The 21,282-nt window shown below is 47.1% G+C and carries 16 protein-coding genes and 2 riboswitches; of the genes, 7 read left to right on the forward strand and 9 right to left on the reverse strand.

Annotated elements, in window-relative coordinates:
* Window positions 1–43 precede the first annotated feature (43 nt).
* The 8 genes from nikA to MKX46_RS14650 all read right to left on the reverse strand — a co-directional run bounded on the left by nikA (window position 44) and on the right by MKX46_RS14650 (window position 9,961).
* Window positions 44–1,669 carry a nickel ABC transporter substrate-binding protein gene (gene nikA, locus MKX46_RS14615; protein WP_069012270.1) on the reverse strand — a complete coding sequence of 542 codons (1,626 nt, stop codon included), beginning with the start codon at window positions 1,667–1,669 and terminating at the stop codon, window positions 44–46.
* A 158-nt stretch (window positions 1,670–1,827) separates the two neighbouring features.
* Window positions 1,828–2,604 carry an ABC transporter ATP-binding protein gene (locus MKX46_RS14620; RefSeq protein ID WP_341071399.1) on the reverse strand — a complete coding sequence of 259 codons (777 nt, stop codon included), beginning with the start codon at window positions 2,602–2,604 and terminating at the stop codon, window positions 1,828–1,830.
* Window positions 2,601–3,518, reverse strand: coding sequence for an ABC transporter ATP-binding protein (locus MKX46_RS14625; protein ID WP_340933688.1), 918 nt, complete (start codon window positions 3,516–3,518; stop codon window positions 2,601–2,603). Before MKX46_RS14625 ends, MKX46_RS14620 begins: the two co-directional genes overlap by 4 nt.
* The gene (locus MKX46_RS14630; protein ID WP_340886842.1) at window positions 3,518–4,333 is read right to left on the reverse strand and encodes an ABC transporter permease; all 816 of its coding nucleotides are present in this window, start codon (window positions 4,331–4,333) and stop codon (window positions 3,518–3,520) included. The genes MKX46_RS14625 and MKX46_RS14630 overlap by 1 nt, the downstream gene beginning before the upstream one ends.
* A 14-nt stretch (window positions 4,334–4,347) precedes the next feature.
* Window positions 4,348–5,277, reverse strand: a complete 930-nt coding sequence (gene nikB / locus MKX46_RS14635) for a nickel ABC transporter permease (protein WP_209947567.1) — start codon at window positions 5,275–5,277, stop codon at window positions 4,348–4,350.
* A 15-nt stretch (window positions 5,278–5,292) separates the two neighbouring features.
* Window positions 5,293–6,870, reverse strand: a complete 1,578-nt coding sequence (locus tag MKX46_RS14640) for an ABC transporter substrate-binding protein (RefSeq protein ID WP_341071400.1) — start codon at window positions 6,868–6,870, stop codon at window positions 5,293–5,295.
* Between the two features lie 217 nt (window positions 6,871–7,087).
* Window positions 7,088–7,285: riboswitch (cobalamin riboswitch) on the reverse strand.
* A 757-nt stretch (window positions 7,286–8,042) separates the two neighbouring features.
* Window positions 8,043–9,350, reverse strand: a complete 1,308-nt coding sequence (locus MKX46_RS14645; protein WP_341071401.1) for a nucleobase:cation symporter-2 family protein — start codon at window positions 9,348–9,350, stop codon at window positions 8,043–8,045.
* Window positions 9,344–9,961 (reverse strand): xanthine phosphoribosyltransferase, encoded by a 618-nt coding sequence (locus tag MKX46_RS14650; protein WP_318627752.1) that lies wholly within the window; start codon window positions 9,959–9,961, stop codon window positions 9,344–9,346. Before MKX46_RS14650 ends, MKX46_RS14645 begins: the two co-directional genes overlap by 7 nt.
* 181 nt (window positions 9,962–10,142) lie before the next feature.
* Window positions 10,143–10,246, reverse strand: a riboswitch (purine riboswitch).
* 330 nt (window positions 10,247–10,576) lie between these two features.
* Here MKX46_RS14650 and rhaB point away from each other — a divergent pair.
* The 5 genes from rhaB (at window position 10,577) to MKX46_RS14675 (ending at window position 17,745) form a co-directional block, all read left to right on the forward strand.
* Window positions 10,577–12,058, forward strand: a complete 1,482-nt coding sequence (gene rhaB / locus MKX46_RS14655) for a rhamnulokinase (RefSeq protein ID WP_318627753.1) — start codon at window positions 10,577–10,579, stop codon at window positions 12,056–12,058.
* Window positions 12,059–12,070: 12 nt separating this feature from the next.
* A complete protein-coding gene (gene rhaA, locus MKX46_RS14660; protein WP_318627754.1) occupies window positions 12,071–13,327 on the forward strand; it encodes an L-rhamnose isomerase in 1,257 nt (418 codons plus the stop codon).
* Between the two features lie 52 nt (window positions 13,328–13,379).
* A complete protein-coding gene (gene rhaD / locus MKX46_RS14665; RefSeq protein ID WP_340933695.1) occupies window positions 13,380–14,225 on the forward strand; it encodes a rhamnulose-1-phosphate aldolase in 846 nt (281 codons plus the stop codon).
* A 197-nt stretch (window positions 14,226–14,422) separates the two neighbouring features.
* Window positions 14,423–15,316 (forward strand): AraC family transcriptional regulator, encoded by an 894-nt coding sequence (locus MKX46_RS14670; protein WP_340933697.1) that lies wholly within the window; start codon window positions 14,423–14,425, stop codon window positions 15,314–15,316.
* A 140-nt stretch (window positions 15,317–15,456) separates the two neighbouring features.
* Entirely contained in the window at window positions 15,457–17,745 is a 2,289-nt protein-coding gene (locus MKX46_RS14675) for a GDYXXLXY domain-containing protein (RefSeq protein WP_341071909.1), read from the forward strand.
* Window positions 17,746–17,892: 147 nt separating this feature from the next.
* Here MKX46_RS14675 and mmuM read toward each other — a convergent pair whose 3' ends face one another.
* Window positions 17,893–18,840 (reverse strand): homocysteine S-methyltransferase, encoded by a 948-nt coding sequence (mmuM, locus tag MKX46_RS14680; protein ID WP_029518816.1) that lies wholly within the window; start codon window positions 18,838–18,840, stop codon window positions 17,893–17,895.
* A 339-nt stretch (window positions 18,841–19,179) separates the two neighbouring features.
* On the opposite strand from mmuM, the gene MKX46_RS14685 reads away from it, so the two are divergent.
* Complete coding sequence (locus MKX46_RS14685; RefSeq protein ID WP_340933700.1) at window positions 19,180–20,235, forward strand: AEC family transporter; 1,056 nt, start codon at window positions 19,180–19,182, stop codon at window positions 20,233–20,235.
* Window positions 20,236–20,252: 17 nt separating this feature from the next.
* Window positions 20,253–21,272 carry a 2-hydroxyacid dehydrogenase gene (locus MKX46_RS14690; RefSeq protein ID WP_341071402.1) on the forward strand — a complete coding sequence of 340 codons (1,020 nt, stop codon included), beginning with the start codon at window positions 20,253–20,255 and terminating at the stop codon, window positions 21,270–21,272.
* Window positions 21,273–21,282 lie beyond the last annotated feature (10 nt).

Here is a 21,282-nt window from a genome sequence, read left to right on the forward strand (position 1 = left end):
TTGTCCTCCTATCCTGTAAACGAACGTTACCCTTCGGTTTTAACTACTTCCCGATTTCAAGCCCACCAAACGGATTTTCATCCCGGTTGGCCGGGAATACAAAGTTCGTAATCTTTTTCTGATACACTGCCGTTTTCTTAATATACGAAATAGGCACAATGGCAGATTGCTCCTGAAGCGTCTTCAGAATCGAAGCATACAGCTCTTGGCGCTTGGTTTCATCTGTCGATGAGAGCGCCTCGTGTACTTGCTGATCCAGATCTTTCTTCATCGGAAGGGCGCTCAGCGTCTCGGAAATTCCGAAGCTCTTCTTGGCAATGACGTTAATAAAGGAATGCGGATCATAAGGCGCACCATAGTTATACCAGAAGTACAGATCAAACTGGTTGGATCTAAGGCGCTTAATTTGAACCGTCAGCTCCAGTCCGGTCAGGTTCACTTTGACACCCAGTTCTCCCCATTCAGCCTGAATGGTTTCAGCCATCGCCTTTTGGATTGGATCGGTTTTATCAAAAATCAGCTCAAAATCCAGCTGTTGTCCGTCTTTTTCCCGTACTGTACCGCCTGCGGGCAGCTTCCAGCCAGCCTCATCCAGCAACGCTTTGGATTTTTCCACATCATAGCCAACAGGCTGTAGGTTTACATTCGTATACGGATAGTTTTTGGATAAAACCGTATCCGCTTTTTCCTCCAGCCCTGAAGTCACACCTTCCACCATTGCCTGCTTGTTAAAGCCATGCTGGAGCGCCAGACGTACCCGAAGGTCTGCCAGCTTGGGATTGGACGAGTTGAGCAACAGACTTCTTGTTCCGACAGGCTCGGACAGCGTGGTAACATACTGATTCGTGTCGCGAAGCTGTTTGAAGGCATCCAGACTAATGACACCCTCTCCATAAATCAGATCCAGGTCGCCTTTTTCAAAGGCCATCACACGGGTTTCGCCATCGGGAATGATTTTTACCGTAATTTTATCCACCTTCGGTGCAGTACCCCAATAGTTCGGATTACGCTTAAAGGTTGCATACTCATCTTGCTTGTATTCATCCAGCATCCAAGGTCCTGTACCTACAGGTTTCTTGATTCCTTTGGACGTATCTCCATCATCCGGGAACCCGGCTTCACCCAGAAAACGGAACGGGCGAACGACAGACAAATCCTGAAGCACAGGGTAGTATGGCTCTTTGAGCGTCATTCGGAAGGTGCTGTCATCTACGGCTTCAGTTTTGTCGAGAACGCCTACTATACCAAGCCAGCTGTGCGTCTTCTCATTTTTCATGATAGCGTCAAAGTTCTTTTTGACAATGGCCGCATTAAATAGCGTCCCATCCGAAAATTTCACATCTTTGCGCAGCTTAAACGTATATGTCTTACCGTCCTTGGAAATAGTCCAGGATTCAGCCAAAGCAGGTTCCAGCTTGCCTCCTTGCTTGTAGCTGACTAACGGCTCATAAACCATGGATTGTGCAAAAAGTTGGGAAGGATTGTATACATGAGGATTCATCGTGCCAATGTCACGCGGCCACGATAGCGTGATCGACTTTTCATTGGCAGCTCCGTCAGTAGAGGTGGATGCAGGTGTGTTCTCCTGCTTTGCGCAGCCCAAAACAACGGATAATAAGAGGAGCGCCACCAACATAAGGGTAGCAGTCTTGCGGTGTCGAACGGACATCAATGTATTTCCCCTTTTCTATATATGTGATAATGATTATCATAATCATATTTAGAATAGGTATCACGCTCAATTTTGTCAACACTATTCGACAAGCAACCCTCTTATTTCTTTTAAATTTGTGAAATGAGGATTTTGAAAAATCCTAAACTTATGGCTTAATTCGCCAACGTTTGAAATAGAGTACGCGTGTACTCATGCTGTAACAATTCTTCATCCCATTCCTTAAATATTTCCACAATCTCCCCCTGAACCATGACGGCAACGCGGTCACAAAACTGACGAGTAGATGGGAGATCGTGAGTGATAAATAGGTAGGACAACTGACGTTCCACCTGCATTCTCTTGAGCATGTCCAATACAGAAGACTGCGTTGTCGTATCCAGATTGGCGATCGATTCATCGAACAAGATAATATTTGGCTCCACCGCCAAAGCTCGGGCAATACATACCCGCTGCTTTTGCCCGCCACTCAGCTGAGCTGGGTATTTTTCCAGACTGTCAGCCTCTAATCCTACCGATTCCAATAGAGACAGACAAATATCCAGCGCCTGCGCTTTTCGCTCAGGGAAATAGTTGTGGATTGGCTCCATTAAAATATCTCGAATGGTCATACGGGGATGTAGCGAGGAGGACGAATCCTGTGCAACCAACTGGATTCGCTTGTACAGCTGAACATCCTTCATCTTTCCGGTGTGAATGGGCTGTTCATCCAGCCAAATCTCTCCTGAGGTCAACGACTCCAGCCCCAGAATACATTGTGCCAGCGTGCTTTTGCCACTTCCACTTTCTCCAACCAGTCCAAGACATTCTCCTTGTCGTATCTCCAGACTCACCTTCTTCACGGCCTGTTCGCTATCTTGCGTGCTGAACCAACCTTTTCTCCGTTTGCGGACAGGGTATGCTTTGGTCACATTCTTCAATTCCAGCATCACTGGTGCATCCTTCCTTCCGGGCTCATCTCCAACACTCGATCTGCTATGCGACTCATACCCTGGCGATCATGTGAGATCAACAATATGGTGAGATCAAAGTCTTCTCTCAACTGTCGCAGCAATGCCAAGACCTTGTCGCGGTTGATCACATCCAGCGCCGTAGTAGGCTCGTCGGCAATAAAGAGGCTCGGACCGGAGCTTAGCATGGCAGCCAGTAGCACCCTTTGACACATGCCTCCGCTTAGTTCAAAAGGATACGACGACAAAATATGCTCAGGATCTGCAAACCCTACCTTGCAGAGCAGAGAGCGCAAATAGGCCTCCCGCACTGGAGTAGCGCCTCCTCTGGCTATTTCAGAGGCACGGCTCAGCACCTGCCGCATCCGTGACAGCACGCTCAGTGGATGGACTTGCTGTGATGCAGTGTGGGATGGGGTAGCATCAGCGTGCCCCAGCTCCATCTGGTCTTGCGGCATCCAACGCCGCCCGTGCAGTCTAAGTGTGTCCATCAGCTGGGCGCGGACAGTCCGGATCGGATTCAACCCGCTCAGCGATTGTTGAATCAGCAGGGCAATATCCTCTCGGCGCAGCCTTTGCCAGCGCCGTTCCTGGAACGGGAGAATGTCTTCCCCGTTATAGTAGATACGCCCATGCGTAACACCGATACCTGGCTCCAGCATGCCTGCGATTGCGTGAGCGGTCAGGCTCTTGCCGCATCCGCTCGGTCCGGTCAGGGCCACAATCTCCCCTGAATATATGGAAAAGCTCACATCACGCAGCAGTGGTTTGCTCCCACTTCTGCTTGCTCCTGCGCCTGTGCGGCAGATTTCCAAATGTTCCACGTGTAACAACGGTTTTCGACCTGCCACTTGTTCTATCGTATCCTTGCCCCCAAGGGCTGTTTGATCCTCCACTATTTGGCCGCCTCCTTTTCCGAAAAGCGGTCGCCCAAAAGCTGGCAGGCAAGTACGAATAGCATAATCGCCAAGCCTGGGAAAATCATGACATGCGGAGCCACCTGAAAATATGAGGTGGCATCATGCAGCATCACGCCCCACTCTGGCTTAGGCGGCTGTACCCCCAGTCCAAGAAAGGACAGCCCAGCGATCATCAGCACCACGCGTCCGATATCCCATACCGCATAAACCAACAATTGCGGCAACGCTTGTGGCAATACATAACGGCTCAGTATACGTACGTGTGAATTGCCGGATAAACGGGCATACCGAACGTAGTCCTCCTGACAGGCTTTTTGAACCAGACTACGGATATATCGGACATAGCCCGCCCACCGTACCGCAATAATGGCAAGGGTCATGTTAACAAAACCCGGACCCAAAATACCGACAATCGCCACCGTTAAAATAATATCAGGAAAAGCCAGTACCCCGTCGATTCCTCGCATAACCAGCTGGTCCACGCGTCCGCGCACATAACCAATAAGCAACCCTATAGGCAGACTGAAGCACAACGTAGCTACAGTAATCGCACATGCGATTAGCACGCTCATCCGAATCCCGTAAATTAGCCGTGATAGCACATCCCGGCCCAGATGATCCGTACCGAAAGGATATTTCCGGCTGGGTGGTGCCAGACGGTTCAAAAGGTCCACTTGGAGAGGATCATGAGGAGCGACCCATGGAGCCAATAACCCAAGCAGCACGATCAGACCAAACAGTACGCCTCCTGCCAGCAAACTCCCTTGAAAGGAAAGCCGTATCTTTTTCATTTTCAGCTTCCTCCTTAACGCAAACGCAGCCTCGGATCTATCGCCGTCTGGACCACATCCACCAAACACTGAACTCCTACAATTAAAAATACGGCAAAAATAACATACCCCTGAATCACCGGATAATCTCGCTGTGTAATCGCATCTATAAAATACTTGCCCAACCCCGGCCATGAAAAAATGGTCTCTACAATCACATTACCTGCCAGCATAAATGATAGATTGGTACCTAGCAGTGTAATTATAGGCAGAACCGCATGCCTAAATATCTCAAAAAACAGGATATGCAAACGTGAAAAGCCTCGAGCCTTCGCTGCTTTCACAAAATTCCGGTCACCCAGCTCCAGCATTTGAGCGCGCAGTACGCGTGCTTGCACAGCTCCCAAACCTGCGCCAAGAGTCAGCGCTGGGAGCACTAGATGTGTCCAGCCCTCCCTTCCCATGGATGGGAGCCAGCCCAAGCGAACGGAGAATAGATAGATCAACAGAAAACCAAACCAAAAAGAGGGGATCGACGATCCCAGCAGGGCGAACAGCCTGCCCAGACGATCCAGTGGGCCGCTGATTTTTAGCGAGGCAGCCAGCCCCAGCCCCAGCGTAAGCACCGTCATGACGGCGAAGCCCGCAGCAGCTAGCTCCACAGTAGCAGGAAGTCTGTTCCACAGTTCGGCTAGCACCGACTCCTTGGATACATACGAAGTGCCCCAATGCCCTGTGAACACATCCCGCAGCCAGTTCACATATTGAATATGAAGCGGTTCGTTTAAGCCCAGTTCCTTTCGTAGCGTCGTCAACGCCTCCTCAGAGGCAGGGATATTATGCGCGGTGAGCAAAATGGTAGCAGGGTCTCCAGGGGCCAGCCGCATCAGTACAAAAGTCAGCGTGGATACAACGAATACAATAATGAGCAGCTGCGCCACACGTTCCAGTATAAAACGAATCATAGGATACGCAGCTCGTTATTCCGCAATATCGGATTGCGCTGTAATGTAGTAATACTCGATCGGATGGGGTGTAAAACCCTCCACCCCTTTTTTCACGCCAAACACATTATCAGGATGCACAATGAACGACTGTGGCAAATCCGTATTGATGATATCCAGCGCTTGTAGTGTCACAGCATTACGCTGCGCTGTATCCTTCGCCAGCTTCAAGCTGTTAAGAATACTCTCTAGCGGTTTGGAACTATAACGGCTTACATTGGCTTCGCTTTTCGAAGAATAAAACATGTCCATAAAATATTGCGGCTCTCCTGTATGAGCAGTAAGCATACTGTACATAGCAAAATCCCAATCGTTTTTGGTCAACGCCTCGTCAATATTTTCCACCTTGCGAATCTTGACCTGGATTCCCTCTTTCAGCAATTGGCTTTGGATGACCTCAGACATCACAGAGAGCTCCGGACGCTGAGGGAAAGTCAGCAGCGTAACCTCGAACGGCTTGCCTTGCTTAGTCCATGTCCCTTGGGCGTCCTTCTGCCAGCCATCCTTCGTCAACAGTTGCTCTGCCGTTCCGTCCAGCGCTTTACGCTCAACTTTACCGAAGGGAAGAATGCTCGGGAACGGGCTGCTTGCCTCCGTACCGAAGCCCCTCATGACGGCGCTCACAATCGATGCGCGTGGAATCAGGCTGTCCACCACCTTACGGTTCGCCGCATCCTTGAATACTGGCGATTCCATATTGTACACGATCATATGGGTGCGCAAGGACGGAGCCGACAGCACTTGTAGCCTGTCGTTCTTTTTCAGTACCTCTGCGTTATCAACCGGAATATCCGTCGCTACGTCCACCTCACCGGATTGCAGTGCCATCAGGCGCGAATTCCCGTCCGTAATGAACTTCATCGTCGCTTCAGCCAATCGTGCCTTCTCGCCCCAGTATCCGTCATAACGCTCTACGACCAACGATTGGTCCTTGTTGAACGCTTTGATTTTAAAGGCGCCTGTCATCGCTGGGTAACTCTGTTCATCTTTCATCGATGCCACATCCAGTACAATCGTCGATGGATCAGCTAGATTAGACACCAACGCCGCATTCGGCTGGTTTGTCGTGATCTTCAAGGCCAGCGGGCCGCTTACATCAATGGACTTCACATTCAGTAAATCCTTCGCCAGATGGCTTTTCTCAATAGAGCGTAACAAAGACGCTTTTACACTTGCTGCATCCATACCTTTTCCATTATGAAAAGTGACTTTATCCTGCAAGCTGAACGTCCAAACTGTAGGGCTATCCTGCTTCCACTCCTTTGCCAGCCAAGCGACAGGCTCCAGCTTTTCATTCAAACGTACCAGTGTCTCACCTGCACCGGATCGCATCACATCCCAGCTATTATCTCCATGCGGGTCAACGCCTGACGGTTTCCATGTATACGCCATTACCAGCTTTTTATCTGTCGCTGTTTGTTGTGCTGACGCGTTTTCACCCTTGCCGGAGCTATCCGACGTCCTATTGCTGGCACATCCCGAAAGAGCCATAACTGCCAGCAGCATCACCCCTGTACATATCAACCATGAACGCCTGCTACGATTGCTAATCATTCGATGAATCCCCCTCTATCTTGTAAAACCGCATAAAACTAACGCAAAACGCGAAAAAAGCATTCCAGACCACTTAATTAGCAGTCAGAAATGCCTTCAATATAAAATGTCAGAACTCACCTCGAAGCCAACTCCAAAAACATAGAAGGGATCAGATCGGTTTCAGACATTCCGTATGCAGCACGCCTAACCACCTCCCCAGCATCCCGTGGGTCTGACAGTGATGTCAAAACAGGCAGGTCTCCTGACTCCAGGCGTATCTTTCAGGCCTTCCCGGTTCTTCACAATTCCAGTGGCTGTTCTGAAAGCTCCAGCAGTATCCTGCTGATGCCTGTATACAGTGGCGGGCCCGTGTCGGAATCAACCGAACTTCCCTTTTAAGTGAACATGCTCAACAACTATGTACATCGTCTCTACGAAACCCCATACATAGAGTTGTCCGGCTCACACCTGTTTTCTTCCTTTATTTCTTTTCATTACGATCTTATTTTGTTGTCACAGGCTTGTCAATAAAGGCTGCACAATAATTTAAATTTGAACGATAAGGTAGAAACAAGACATAACCTCCAATTGCGTGCACGCAATTGAAGTGTTAAAATTAGGTATAGAGTAAACCACCGTGTCCGTATACTAAAAAGAGTCTTCGCCGCGCCAACGGCAAAGACTCTTAGGACTTGAAAGGCTGTGGATCACCACCACGGCGCGCTGCATAACTAAATGTCAATGCAAACGAAACCCACCGTTAGGGGCCAACCTAATTACGCGGTGGGTTTTCGCTTGTTCCGAAATTTTCGACGTAGCCAGCGATAAAGTTTACGAATACTAAACGCCAGGCTTAGTAACGTAACCATCCAACGCAACACATCGTAGCACGACACAAGGTTGACCATCGGCTTCACCCCCTTTCGGGAAGCTGCACCGTGGTCCGAAAACATCCACCACTATTCAAAATCCATAAGGTAAATTATACCATGATATCGCCCGCTGCTCTAGCAAATTCTTCTAGTAAGTAAACTGGAAAACGCACCAAATTAGAGCTACCCATTTCATTCCGCAGTTTATCTATATATCCCCAGACAGCAAGGGGATATACTATCTGGATAACCCCATGCCAAACAGCCGGAAAAGAGGCATACGTCCTCTCTCCGGCTATCTTTATTTATTTCTAATCATCAAACCTTCTGTGGAACCTCCTGAACCGTCACGCTTTTGACCGATTCCCCTTGTTTTCTCGTCAAAACGATGTTCAAGACAATCGCTGTAATCGAGCCCGAAACGATACCATTTTGCAGCAGCATTTTGGCAAAGCTCGGCAGCTGGTCGAACATTTGTGGCAGAACGGCAGAGCCTAGGCCCACAGCAATACTGCATGCTGCGATCAGCAGATTGCTTTCCTTCCGCAGATCCACTTCTGACAAAATAGACATGCCTGATGCAGCAACCGAGCCGAACATGACGATCATCGCCCCGCCTAGCACAGCGTTAGGAATCACTGTCGTTAAGGCAGCCAGCTTAGGCAGCAAACCGAGAACAACCATGATACCGCCCGCAGCAAAAATAACGTTCCGCGATTTGACGCGTGTGAGTGAGATCAGGCCAACATTTTGCGAAAAAGCTGTATAAGGAAACGCGTTAAAAATACCCCCAAGCATAATCGCAAGTCCTTCCGAACGAAGTCCATTGACGATCTGCTTTTGCTCCACCTTCTGATCAATCGCTTTGCCTACTGCCAGATAAACGCCCGTAGACTCGACCATGCTGACAATATTGACAATAATCATTGTACATACCGCCATAATGCTAAACTCTGGCTTACCAAAATAAAACGGCTGCGCAACACTCACCCATGACGCATCGGCCACGGGAGCAAAATGCACCATTCCCATCGCATAAGCAACCACCGTGCCTGCAAACAGACCGATGAGCACGGAAATCGAGCGCATAAAGCCTTTTGCCAACCGATTCACAAGCAAAATAACCAGCAAAGTAACCAGCGCCAACAGCAAATTACGTGGCTGTCCAAAGTCTGAACTGCCCTGGCCCCCTGCTACATTGTTCATCGCCACCGGAATAAGAGATAGACCGATAATCGTAACGACCGAACCCGTAACGACCGTCGGGAAAAAGCGTAGCAGCTTGCCATACAGCGGTGCCGCAAGCACCACGAATATACCAGACAAAATAATGGCACCGTACGCTGTCGCCAAATTCGAGGTCGAAGCAATCGCGATAATGGGGCCTACTGCCGTAAACGTACAGCCTAAAATGACAGGCAGTCTACTACCAAAAAAACGTGTGCCCATAATCTGCAATAACGTAGCAATCCCACAAGTGAACAGATCGGCAGCCACCAGATAGGCCATCTGGGCTGGCGTCAGGTGCAATGCTCCCCCTACAATCAGAGGAACAGCAATCGCTCCAGCGTACATTGCCATGACATGCTGAAAGCCCAGTGCAAATAATTTTTGTTTACTTAACATCCCACATTCTCCTTAACGGGAGGAATCACCGTGCCAGCTTCCTCTATAAAATGGACCTCGCCCGGTGCCATGGAAGCGATCCGCGCAAGAGAGCGCACAGCAATGCCTCTTTGCTCCAATAGTCCCCGGCCTTCCTGAAAGCTCTTTTCAATTACGCAACCAACCCCGGCCAGCTCCGCGCCTGCTTCCTTCACAATATCCGTAAGTCCGACCAATGCTGCACCAGTAGCCAAAAAATCATCTACGATCAGCACATGGTCGCTGGCATCGAGATATTTTTGAGAAATGCTCACCTGATAGGTTTCCTGCCGAGTGAACGAATGAACCTCTGCGAAGTATACCTGCTCATTCAGCGTGATGGCCTTCTTTTTCTTCGCATAAATGAACGGGACCCCCAAGGCAATAGCAGTAGCCATTGCAAATTGAATACCACTAGCTTCAATGGTAAGCACCTTGGTGATCGGAGCACTGCCGAACAGGCGTGCAAACTCCTTACCAATCTCTAATGCTAATGCTGTATCTACCTGATGATTCAAAAATGAATCTACCTTTAATACGGTGTCAGATAAAATTTGTCCTTCTTGACGAATACGTTCCTCCAAAACTTTCATTATGCGAGTATCGCTCCTTCTGTACTTTAAAATAGTGAGGATTTTGCAAAATCCTGAACAGTAAAACCTGCCAAAACCAAAAAAGGACAGGCTCCCTTGAGTTGTTTCTCAAGTGAAGCCTGTCCTTGGGGTTATAATCCCTGACGGATTGGCGCACAAATAAATGCCCGCATTCATCCGAAGCCGATGCGCTATCACTCATAGTCGGACGATTACAGTGGTCGTCCGGTAGAAACTTTTGGGCCATATCCCCAATATTATACGAGTCATATGAAATTGATATCTTGTATACTACACCCTCTGGCGGGCGGTTTCAAGACTATTTTTCATACAGACAGCAGCATTTGGAGAACCTTCCACAATTGGAATATCGTAAAATCAAATCGACCTTTGTTGAAGGTATATATATAGTAGAAAACAGATGTTAAAAAACAAAAATACATACAAAACAACATTCAATTTTAATTATAGTTTTAAAAAACAAAAATAAATCCACAAATTTCACTTCCGTTTCTGTTGACTGTAAAGAAAAACGGAAGTAGTATGGAGTTAGTTAAGAAAACAAAAGGCAGACTTTCAGGCTGCCCGTATTTTATCCATGCAAGGAGATTGGATATGAATAATTATCTTGCTGTTGATATTGGAGCTTCAAGCGGTAGGCTCGTAGGTGCAACTCTGCAAGGTGACCAACTACACTTGCAAGAGCTTCACCGTTTCAACAACTCCTTTACCGAAAAAGACGGACACGATTACTGGAATATCGACGAACTATTAAATGAGATTATTCAGGGCTTGCAAAAAGCTAAACAGAAGGGGATTCATTCCTGTACGCTCGGCATTGATACATGGGCTGTAGATTACGTGCTGCTTGATCAGAAAGGTAACCGCATTCATGAGGTATACGCTTACCGGGATGCACGTACCCTCCACGCACCCGACAGGCTGCACCAGCTCATCAGTCGAGAGGCTGTGTATGAGAAAACAGGCATTCAGGAACTAAACTTTAATACCCTGTATCAGCTGTTCGTCCATGACCGGGAACAGCTTGCCCAGGCGGATAAAATATTGATGGTCCCCGATTATCTGTACTATCGCCTGACAGGCATCATGATCAATGAAATGACGAATGCGTCCACGATGCAGCTTCTCAACGTGAACACCCGAGAGTTTGATGAAGACCTGCTGTCCCTGCTCCAACTGCGACGTAATCAGTTTTCAGAGCTCGCAGAACCTGGGCGGGTTCTGGGTTCTCTTTTGCCGGAGCTTGTTCATAAATATGATCTTCCGGACTGTCAGATCATTCTTGCGCCTACTCACGATACTGCATCGGCTGTTGCAGGTGTTCCGTCACAGCGGGAAGAATCTTGGGCTTATATTAGCAGCGGAACGTGGTCACTACTGGGAATGGAACGATCCGAAGCCTTGAATACCAAGGCAGCCATGCAGGCGAACTACACTAATGAGTGGGGCGCTTACGGTACGTACCGTTTTCTGAAAAATATTATGGGATTGTGGATGATTCAGGAGGTCAGAAGAGAAGGGGGCTGTGCACATAGCTTTGCCGAATTGGCCGAACTGGCTTCAGCAGAGACACCGTTTGTCAGTCTCGTCCTCTGTAACCAATCATCCTTCTTAAACCCGGATAGTATGACTGTTGAAATCCAGCGATTCTGTGGAGAAACAGGCCAGCCCATCCCCAGGACGCCGGGCTCACTCGCCCGCTGTATTTTCGACAGTCTGGCCTTAAGCTACCGTGATGCCTTACACGAACTGCAACGTCTAACAGACGAAACGATTACCAGATTGCACATTGTCGGCGGAGGTGCTAACAACGAATTACTATGTCAGCTAACAGCCGATCTCTTGGGAATTGAAGTTCAGGCAGGTCCTTCCGAATCTACGGCCATCGGCAATATTGTCGTGCAATTAATTAGCTCTGGAGTTCTTGAGGATCTCAAAGCTGCTGGCCGAACCATCACCCGCTCCTTTCCGACTCGGCTATATGAGCCGCAATCGGTGGAAGGCATGCAAGAACTTCTGGATCGCTGGGAGCACCTTAAGAGACAAGCGATGTCCACTATTCACATATCTCAATAAAGGAGTAAAGCCATGAACGAAGCCATTGAAGCCAGTTATAACGAAGCGAAAAAGCTGTATGCCCGCCATGGTATTCAAGTAGACGACATCTTACGGAAGCTTTCACAAATCAAAATATCACTGCACTGCTGGCAGGGAGATGATGTTCAGGGATTTCTATTCAAAGACAAACAGCTGAGTGGGGGCATTGCGGTAACGGGCAGCTACCCGGGCAGAGCCGGCACGCCGCATGAGTTGCGTCAGGATTTAGAAAAGGCTCTATCGCTCATCCCCGGTAAACACAAGGTTAATCTGCATGCGATCTATGCGGACACCACAGAACAAGTGGATCTGGATCAACTGGAGCCACGCCATTTTCAGAACTGGGTAGACTGGGCTAAACAGCAAGGGCTTGGGCTTGATTTTAATCCAACCCTGTTCTCCCATCCCAAAGCGGAAGACGGCTTCACACTGAGCCATAAGGATTCGGAAATCCGTGATTTTTGGATCACCCACTGCAAAAAATCACGCAGGATTGCAGAGCATTTTGGCAAAGAACTCGGTCAGCCTTGTGTTACAAACCACTGGATGCCGGATGGCTATAAAGATACTCCGGTTGATCGGTTGGCTCCAAGAGAACGTCTGCGTGATGCGCTGGACGAGATTTTTAGCGAGAAAATCAGCGAAGAATACAACATCGATGCGGTTGAAAGCAAGCTGTTTGGCATTGGCTCGGAAAGCTATGTCGTGGGCTCGCATGAATTCTATATGGGTTACGCCCTGACACGGGGTAAATCTATCTGTCTCGATGCTGGTCATTTCCATCCAACCGAAGTCATTTCGAACAAACTGTCCTCTGTGCTGATGTTCACCGACCAATTATTGCTCCATGTCAGCAGACCAGTTCGCTGGGACAGTGATCATGTCGTGACAATGGACGACGAATTGCTAGACATTGCCCGTGAGCTGGTTCGCGGTGAATTGCTTTCCCGCACCCATATCGGTCTTGATTTCTTTGATGGCAGTATCAACCATGTGGCAGCATGGGTCATCGGAACACGCAACACGATCAAAGCGCTGCTTCGCGCTATGCTCGAACCGATTGAAGCATTAAAGCAGGCGGAAGAGGAACGGGACTTCACCACTCGTCTTGCTCTAGTCGAAGAGTTCAAATCGTATCCGTTTGGTGCCATATGGGATTACTATTGCGCTCAAAACGGCGTTCCTGTTCGTGAGGAATGGCTGGCCGAAGTAAAAGACTATGAACAACAGGTACTGCTGAAACGTTAACTACTGTACTGATAATGCTTATATTCATATCATCCAAAGGGAGAGATTATCCATGACTACTGTACTGGGGAATCAAAAAGAACGAAAATCGGGACTGGATATCCCATTTGTCCGCGAGATGGCGGAAATTACACAAAACATGTGGAAATTCGGCTGGGATGAACGCAATGGAGGTAATGTAAGCTATATTCTGGATGAAGCTGAGGTTGCAAAATATATAGATATTCATCAGGTCATTCGGACGATTAAACCTGCTTTCCCGGTAAATGAACTGGCTGGTAAATATTTTATCGTCACCGGATCAGGAAAATATTTTAAAAATGTAATTGCAGATTCAGAAGCTAACTTAGGGGTCCTTCGTGTCTCCCAGGATGGCGAGCAGTTGGAAGTCTTGTGGGGCCTCAAACATGGCGCAGTGCCTACCAGTGAGTTGCCTTCTCATTTTATGAGCCACATTGAGCGCTTGAAGGTCGATCCTAACCATCGCGTTGTGATTCATAATCATGCCACCCATGTTATTGCCATGACCTTCATTCATAGTCTGGACGAAAACCAATTCACCAAAACGCTGTGGGAAATGTGTACCGAATGTATTGTCGTCTTTCCAGACGGTATCGGTGTAATCCCTTGGATGGTACCGGGTTCCAGCGAAATCGGCCGCGAAACGGCTAAAAAAATGAAGGATCATCACGCTGTATTATGGCCTCATCATGGCATTTTCGGAACGGGCAGCTCCATTGATGAAGCGTTTGGCCTCATTGAGACGATTGAAAAAGCAGCACAAATCTATATGCTCATTGCCCACCATGATATTCGGCAGCGGATTACAGATCAGGAATTGGCCGATCTGGCCAAAGCCTTCAACGTTACTCCAAAAGAAGGAATCTTGAACGTATAAATATAGGCTAATCTCCTCTCATAATACAGAACTTAAAAGGCTCCATGGCTCGTCTCAAACCGGCCATGGGGCCTTTGGCATACGTAGTTTTAATTATATAACCCTTAATTCCAATGAATTAACTTGTAATTGTGCTTTCCTTTATATACAATAAAATCAAAATTCCCTTATCTCCACCAAAGGAGAGGTGACAAGTTATGAAAAGAGCAAAAAATGAAGATCACTTCGACATCGTGGAAGACCATTATTTCACAGCTACCGAATTGGAAAAGTCCAGCGCCATTTGGCCTGTCAGACTGGGTATGGATATTTCGAAAACAAGCTGCCATGTCGGTCCCAAGGCTGTTCCTTATTTTTATTTGATTTTTGTACTTGAAGGTCAGGCTGAGTTTATTTATAAGCAACAGAAGTACCGTGTCCAAAAGTCTGATTTATTCTGTTTTTTTCCGCATCTTGCCCATGAATATTACACCGATCAGGAGCACCCGTTGCAAAAGGTATGGATTGCCTTTGAGGGACCCAAATCCCTCGAACTGCTGGAGCGGATCGGAATTAATCCCTCTACGCCATTTATGGCTAACGCCGTGAGCGAGCAAATCCTCGGACTTATCTCCAACCTGTTTTCCATCGCGCACGACAACAGCAGACAGGGCAGCGATCTGGCCCGCTTGATTACACTGCACCAGATCTTCGAGGAGTTATCCCGCAACACATCTGACGTGCTGCGCAACTTTGTATGCTCTGATTATTGGCTCCAGCAGGGGAAAGATTACATTGAAATGCATTATTGTGACCGTGTTACGATTGAGCAAATTGCCGAGCATGTAGGTGTGGATCGTGCACATTTTTCACGTAAGTTCCATTCCACCTTCCTCATCTCTCCCGCCAAGTATTTGCAAAACCTTAAGATTAACGAAGCCAAAAGATTACTGGAGCAGACAACTTACAATTTGTCGATCATAGCCCAGTCCATCGGCTATACCGATATGTCCACCTTTTCCAAAGCATTTAAGAAAACAGCAGGGATTCCGCCGCGTGAGTATCGCTTCCGACATCAGTCCCGGCAAGAGATTCGTACCGTCAATGCCTAGCTGGAATCCAGTAACGTTCAAGAGAGCCGCCGTATACAGTGGCTCTCTTTTTTTATGACCTGATCCTAATTTGTACTTGGTTCTGAGACCTTTCAACGTTATAATAAGCATCAAACCAACAGGAAAGGTACGTGAAATCCATGCTGCGATTCAATGCGATACGTACGGGCTATCTGCTGGGCATCTCTCTGATACTTGCCGCAATTATTTATTTTTTCGCCTCCAATTGGGGCGGACTGGATCGGACAGTCAAGATTGTACTGGCTGCTGCGCTTATTGTTCTGTTCTATGGCTTGTCTTTTGTATTTGCACGGATACGTGCTGTTCCCGGCCAACAAGCTTTTCTGTCTAATATGTTTTTGGTGGCTGGCTGTATAGCCTTTGGCGTTTCTGTGGCATTGCTCGGTCAAATTTACAATTCCCATGCGGACAGCTACGGATTGTTTTTCATTTGGTCGGTACCGGCTCTGCTACTTAGTTGGATCACTCGCTACAATCCTTTTTATATGCTGTCGTATGTACTGATTCATCTTGGTTTGTGGTTTTATTTTTACCCTACGATGCAAAGCCCGTCTTATAGCGAGCTGGAATCGTTGTCCATTGCCGGAGTGTTCGCACTGGTCAATCTGGTGTTGTTTCTATTGACGTTCCTTCATCGTATACACTCTGCTCCACTACAATATATGAGCTTTACTGTTTTTCATATAGCCATGTTAGCGATGACTAATTCTTTTGCATTTGATGGCTATGGCCTGGTCATGAATATACCGTATATCGCTGTGATTGCTTTAGGATTTTATATATTTATCAAGGTACGGCTGAATAAAACACTACTGACCTTGAATGCATTGGCGCTCTCCGCTTTTGCTGTCTTTAAATTTATAGAGCTGACAGAAGCTTACTACTCATCTCTGTTTTTTGTTTTTGGTTTGATTTTTGTGGCGCTGCTGCTGACCGGTAACGTGTGGTTTTTCCGTTATTTGAATCGTTTGGGGAAAACACCACCGGAAACAGGGGAGATATTCAATGGGGAAAACGGGGATATCGTAAAAACCGATGTGGAAACAACCGTTCCCGAGGAACGTGGCAGTGAATGGATCAGCAAAACCGTATCCCGTGTAATCAAAGTGGTTGGAGTGCTGATCGGAAGTATATCTCTCATCGGATTGATTATGATTAGCACGAATGTAAACCACACCGAATATGTACTGTTGGTTGTGTCATTGCTACTTATGATTTTGATGATTGTCATACCGGAATCCAAGCTGGATTCGGTCATACGTTATACCCTGCTGACCATCAGCTATATTACAGGCTTGGCGGCCATTCTATGGTCAGATCAGTCGCTGCTTTCGGTATTATTTCTGATCGTTTCCATCGCTGGATGGTTTCGCTCCAAGGGGAAAAGGCAGTTGTTTTTTGCCTACACCTTTGTAAACCTGAATCTGGCGACCATTTTATTTCAGCAGTATCAGGAGTGGGATGGTTGGAACTGGACCTACAAGTTCATCATCTTCTCTCTTTTCATCGTCAATGCCGTGTTATATGGGGTAAGTTACTTTATATCCAAGACGGAGTTAAAAGAACATCTGCGGAATAGCTCATTATTTTTCAGCTTGCTGTTCCTGTTTTGGGCGACGTTCTTCGAGGATGTCGTTCCACACTCTTATATGTTCATTAACATTTTTTATTTTGTTATCGTTACCGGGATGGTCTTTGCCTTTGCCCGTCTGAAACAAAAATCGGAGGCCATCATGAGTGTTGTCTTCTGGTTTATTTTTATCGGCTTCAAATACTATGATTTATTGTGGACGCTACTGTATAAATCTTTTACGCTGGCGTTACTGGGGATCATTGCGCTCGGAATTACCTGGTGGGCGGATCGGCGAATGGCCCATAGCGGCAAAGCAGCATTCGATGCCGATCACCGCAGCTTTAGCTTTATGCGCTTAAGCCCGTTACTCATTGCCATTGTCATCGTGCTACAGCTGGGGATCATCGGGTATCAGACGGTGAGAAGCGAAACCCTGCTCGCCACAGGGGCTTCCATTAAGCTCAAACTGGCTCCTATAGACCCGCGCTCCCTGCTACAAGGCGATTATGTGGCACTGAATTACGACATATCTACCCCTCCTTCCAAGACCCCTCTTCAGGAGGAAGAATGGAGCCGAGGCAAGGTCAAAGTCGTTCTCACACCAGATAACCAAGGAGTATACGTCGCAGACCGCCTCTATCAAGATGGCGAAAAACTTGCCAGTCATGAGGTCATTCTAAATGGACAGTGGTATGGTTCTCGTATTGTGTACGGTATTGAGAATTATTTCATCCCTGAGGGAACCGGACGTACTGTAGAACAGAACGCACATTTTGCCCATATTCGGGTGAGCCGCAATGGAGACGCACTGCTGGAACGTTTGGCAGAAAGCTGACCGGATCGGCGCAGATAGTTAACGAAGCAGGCTGAACCAAGCTGCTCCATTGCTGGAGCACCACTTGGTTCAGCCTGCTTGTTTTTTCGGGTCATCGAGTTACCCTCTTATAGATAACCTTTATCCCTACGCTACGCTTATCCTCGTTTATACATCTCTCGTCCATGATGCTATTTCCTCAATATCCTGCGGCTGAGTCCGGCAACAACCACCAATCAGACGAGCTCCCGCTTCATACCATTGGCGGGCACTTTGTCCGAACGTCTCTGTACAAGTGCTACCGTGCCATGTCTTGGTGACCGGGTCATATTCCTCTCCCAGATTGGGATATACCACCACAGGCTTATCCGTGTGGCTGCGTATTTCGTGAATAAGCGATGGAACGAATTTCGGCAAAGTGCAATTGATTCCTACAGCAGCCACTTGCTCATGCCCATTCAGCCACTCAGCACATGCAGCGGCAGACTCACCATTGCTGATATGCTGCCCATCCTTTGCGCTAAAGCTGATCCAGGCATACGTACCAGGGAATTCCTTCAGCAATCGGGCGATGGCCTTGGCTTCAACCAGACAGGGTATCGTTTCACAAGCTAAAATATCTGCACCCGCCTCAATCAGAGCTTTCATACGCGGCCTGTGAAACTCCACAAGCTGTTCCTCGCTCAGCTTGTAATCGCCGCGATACTCTGATCCATCTGCCAAAAACGCCCCGTAAGGGCCGACGGAGGCCGCAACTAGCGGCTTGGGACGATGTCGCTGACTTGCAGTAGCCGTCACGTCAGCCCAAAACTCATCTCGTGCCTGCACAGCAATCCGCACCGATAATTGAATCAGTTCCAGCGCCTCAGCTTCGCTTAAGCCTCGTTTAACATAGCCTTCAACGGTAGCCTGATAGCTCGCAGTAATCGCACAGTCTGCCCCAGCCTCAAAATAATCCCTATGTACACGCTTGATCGACTCCGGATGCTCATGGAGGATTTTAGCTGACCATAAGCTATCGTTCAGATCATGTCCATGACGCTCCAGCTCGGTCGCCATTGCGCCATCCAGCACGATCAGCTGAAATTCGTTCAGTATATGTTGTATCGGATTCATGCGGCCCCTCCTGCTCGTCTTTTCTATTTAACCCACCAATCAAGTAGGGTTTAATGATTTACATTATAGCACGGATGTTGATGAGCATTCACAAAGCCAAGAAATAATCATTTTGTGAAGTGAAGACGCCCCCTCTCGTTTCATTTGCTATCTGATGTAACGTATAAATTTTTTAAATTAGTTTCATAAGTTAAATTAATTAGATATTGTTCTTTTTTTCACAAAGTCATTTTACTATAAAGGTGCAAACCAACACTTTGGCCAAAAGATCAGGGCATTGCATCGTCACATTCTGCATCGTCATATATGTGAAAAAAGGTACAAGAGAGGGTTTTATTTATGTCTTTACTAGAAATGATTACCGCGACCTTAACAGATAACAAAATTGTCAGTTCTATCGCTTCCACCGTTTTTATTATCCTTCTTGGTTTCTTTTGCCGCAAGAAGGGGATTTTTAACGCAGCAGTAGGAAAGATGTTATCCAAGGTTGTTCTAACCGTGGCTCTACCAGCGCTAGCCTTTAATTCTTTCATGCAAGATATCAATCCTACAATGTTAAAACAAGGAATGAATGTTTTAATATGGGGAGTTCTAATTTATATTATTCTCATCTTTATATCTAAACCGTTCTTCCTGAGCTACAACAAGGATAAACAGGATGTTTTGCGGGTGTTAACCATTTTCGGTTCTACGACTTTCTTCGGGATTCCAATTGTCGGAGCCATTTACGGCCCTACCGGAGTGATGTACAGCTCCATTTTTAACATAGGGTACCGCATTTTCTTATACTCCTATGGCTATATCAAAATGAGCGGTCTGAAAATGGAGCTTAAAAATCTCAAAACCATGTTTATGAATCCCATTGTTATCGCCACGTTTCTAGGCTTGTTTGTTTGGTTGTTTCAAGGTTATTTGCCACAGATGAGTATAGCTACAGAGGATGGGGCCATTCAGCAGTTCGCCTTTCTAAGAATTGATCAAACGGCTGTCTGGCTGTTCAAGCCCATGACCTACCTTGCTGGGCTAGCTTCTCCATTAGCCTGGTTATCGATTGGCTCGACATTGGGGGAGATCAGCTTCAAGTCGGCAGCTACGGATAAGACCTCTTGGTATTACAGCATCGTTAAGGTTTGGCTTGTACCTATTGTTAACATCGTCTTGCTGGCCTTGTTGACTGTATCTCATATTCTGTCAGTTGATTCTGTCGCTTTAGCTACTATTGTCATCATGATGGCTACTCCTACAGCTACCGTAGCCGCAGCCTATGCCATCAGTTTTGATAAGGAAGCCATATTGACTTCCAATGCATCACTTCTATCAACTATCACTTCTGTCGTCATGATTCCAGTGTGGATCATTACGCTCAATGTCATTGATAAAATTGGAATTTTCTAAATCAGGGGGTAAACAACATGTTAAAAATCATTTGCTATGGTGTCCGTTCTTATGAGAAACCCTATTTCCAGGATCTCAATAAATATAACTTCCAACTAACGCTGGTAGAAGAGTTGTTAACCACCAGCAATGCAGAATTGGCGCAGCATCACGATGCCGTTTTGCTAAGAGGAAACTGTGCTGCCAATCGGGAAAATATCACAAAATTCAATGAATACGGCATTCAATATATTTTCACCAGAACAGTCGGAATCAACCACATTGATTTGGATGCCTGCAGCGAATTCGGAATGAAGGTGGCACGCGTGCCATCCTACTCTCCGAATGCCATCGCCGAGCTCTCCTTAACTTTGGCTATGATGCTGTTCCGGCACACCGCTTATATGACTACCAAAAGCTCTTTCAAGAATTTTATTGTGGATGAGCATACATTCAGCAAAGAGATTCACAATTGTAAAGTTGGGATTATCGGGGTCGGTCGCATTGGTCTGACGGAAGCCAAATTGTTTAAAGGATTAGGAGCTTCTGTTATCGGCTATGATGTGTACCAATCCGACGCAGCCAAGGAAGTCATTCCATTCACAACCTTGGATGAACTACTGGCAGAGAGCGATGTCGTTAGTGTGCATGTTCCTTATCTGCCGGGACAGAACGACCAAATGATTAATGCCAGCTTTTTAGCAAAAATGAAAAAGGGCTCTATCCTCATCAATACCTCACGTGGAGAATTACAAGATAACCAAGCCATTCTGGACGCTTTACTCAGTAATCATTTGGAGGGATTTGGGACAGATGTCTTCCCTAAAGAGGAAGAACTATTTTTCAAAGCCTTTGAACCATGGCAAATGCTCCCGGACCCAACGATCCAGAAGCTTGTGGAGCTGTATCCAAGAGTTTTGGTAACGCCTCATGCTGGCTCGAATACCGTTACGGCGTTATCCAACATGATTGAAACTAGCTATGACAACTTCCATGATATCGTTACAACTCATTCTTCAGATAACCTGGTCCCACTTCCTGTCCTCTCTATGAAATAAATAATTAGGA

Origin of the sequence: Paenibacillus sp. FSL P4-0113 (genome assembly GCF_038009305.1) — a bacterium.
GTDB lineage: Bacteria > Bacillota > Bacilli > Paenibacillales > Paenibacillaceae > Paenibacillus > Paenibacillus polymyxa_D.

Coding starts and splice junctions, on each gene's coding strand:
- rhaB (WP_318627753.1), top strand. CDS start 10,577: ATGAATAATTATCTTGCTGTTGATATTGGAGCTTCAAGCGGTAGGCTC.
- nikA (WP_069012270.1), bottom strand. CDS start 1,669: ATGTCCGTTCGACACCGCAAGACTGCTACCCTTATGTTGGTGGCGCTC.
- MKX46_RS14685 (WP_340933700.1), top strand. CDS start 19,180: ATGTCTTTACTAGAAATGATTACCGCGACCTTAACAGATAACAAAATT.
- rhaA (WP_318627754.1), top strand. CDS start 12,071: ATGAACGAAGCCATTGAAGCCAGTTATAACGAAGCGAAAAAGCTGTAT.
- MKX46_RS14670 (WP_340933697.1), top strand. CDS start 14,423: ATGAAAAGAGCAAAAAATGAAGATCACTTCGACATCGTGGAAGACCAT.
- MKX46_RS14630 (WP_340886842.1), bottom strand. CDS start 4,333: ATGAAAAAGATACGGCTTTCCTTTCAAGGGAGTTTGCTGGCAGGAGGC.
- MKX46_RS14690 (WP_341071402.1), top strand. CDS start 20,253: ATGTTAAAAATCATTTGCTATGGTGTCCGTTCTTATGAGAAACCCTAT.
- MKX46_RS14640 (WP_341071400.1), bottom strand. CDS start 6,870: ATGATTAGCAATCGTAGCAGGCGTTCATGGTTGATATGTACAGGGGTG.
- rhaD (WP_340933695.1), top strand. CDS start 13,380: ATGACTACTGTACTGGGGAATCAAAAAGAACGAAAATCGGGACTGGAT.
- MKX46_RS14675 (WP_341071909.1), top strand. CDS start 15,457: ATGCTGCGATTCAATGCGATACGTACGGGCTATCTGCTGGGCATCTCT.
- MKX46_RS14650 (WP_318627752.1), bottom strand. CDS start 9,961: ATGAAAGTTTTGGAGGAACGTATTCGTCAAGAAGGACAAATTTTATCT.
- mmuM (WP_029518816.1), bottom strand. CDS start 18,840: ATGAATCCGATACAACATATACTGAACGAATTTCAGCTGATCGTGCTG.
- nikB (WP_209947567.1), bottom strand. CDS start 5,277: ATGATTCGTTTTATACTGGAACGTGTGGCGCAGCTGCTCATTATTGTA.
- MKX46_RS14645 (WP_341071401.1), bottom strand. CDS start 9,350: ATGTTAAGTAAACAAAAATTATTTGCACTGGGCTTTCAGCATGTCATG.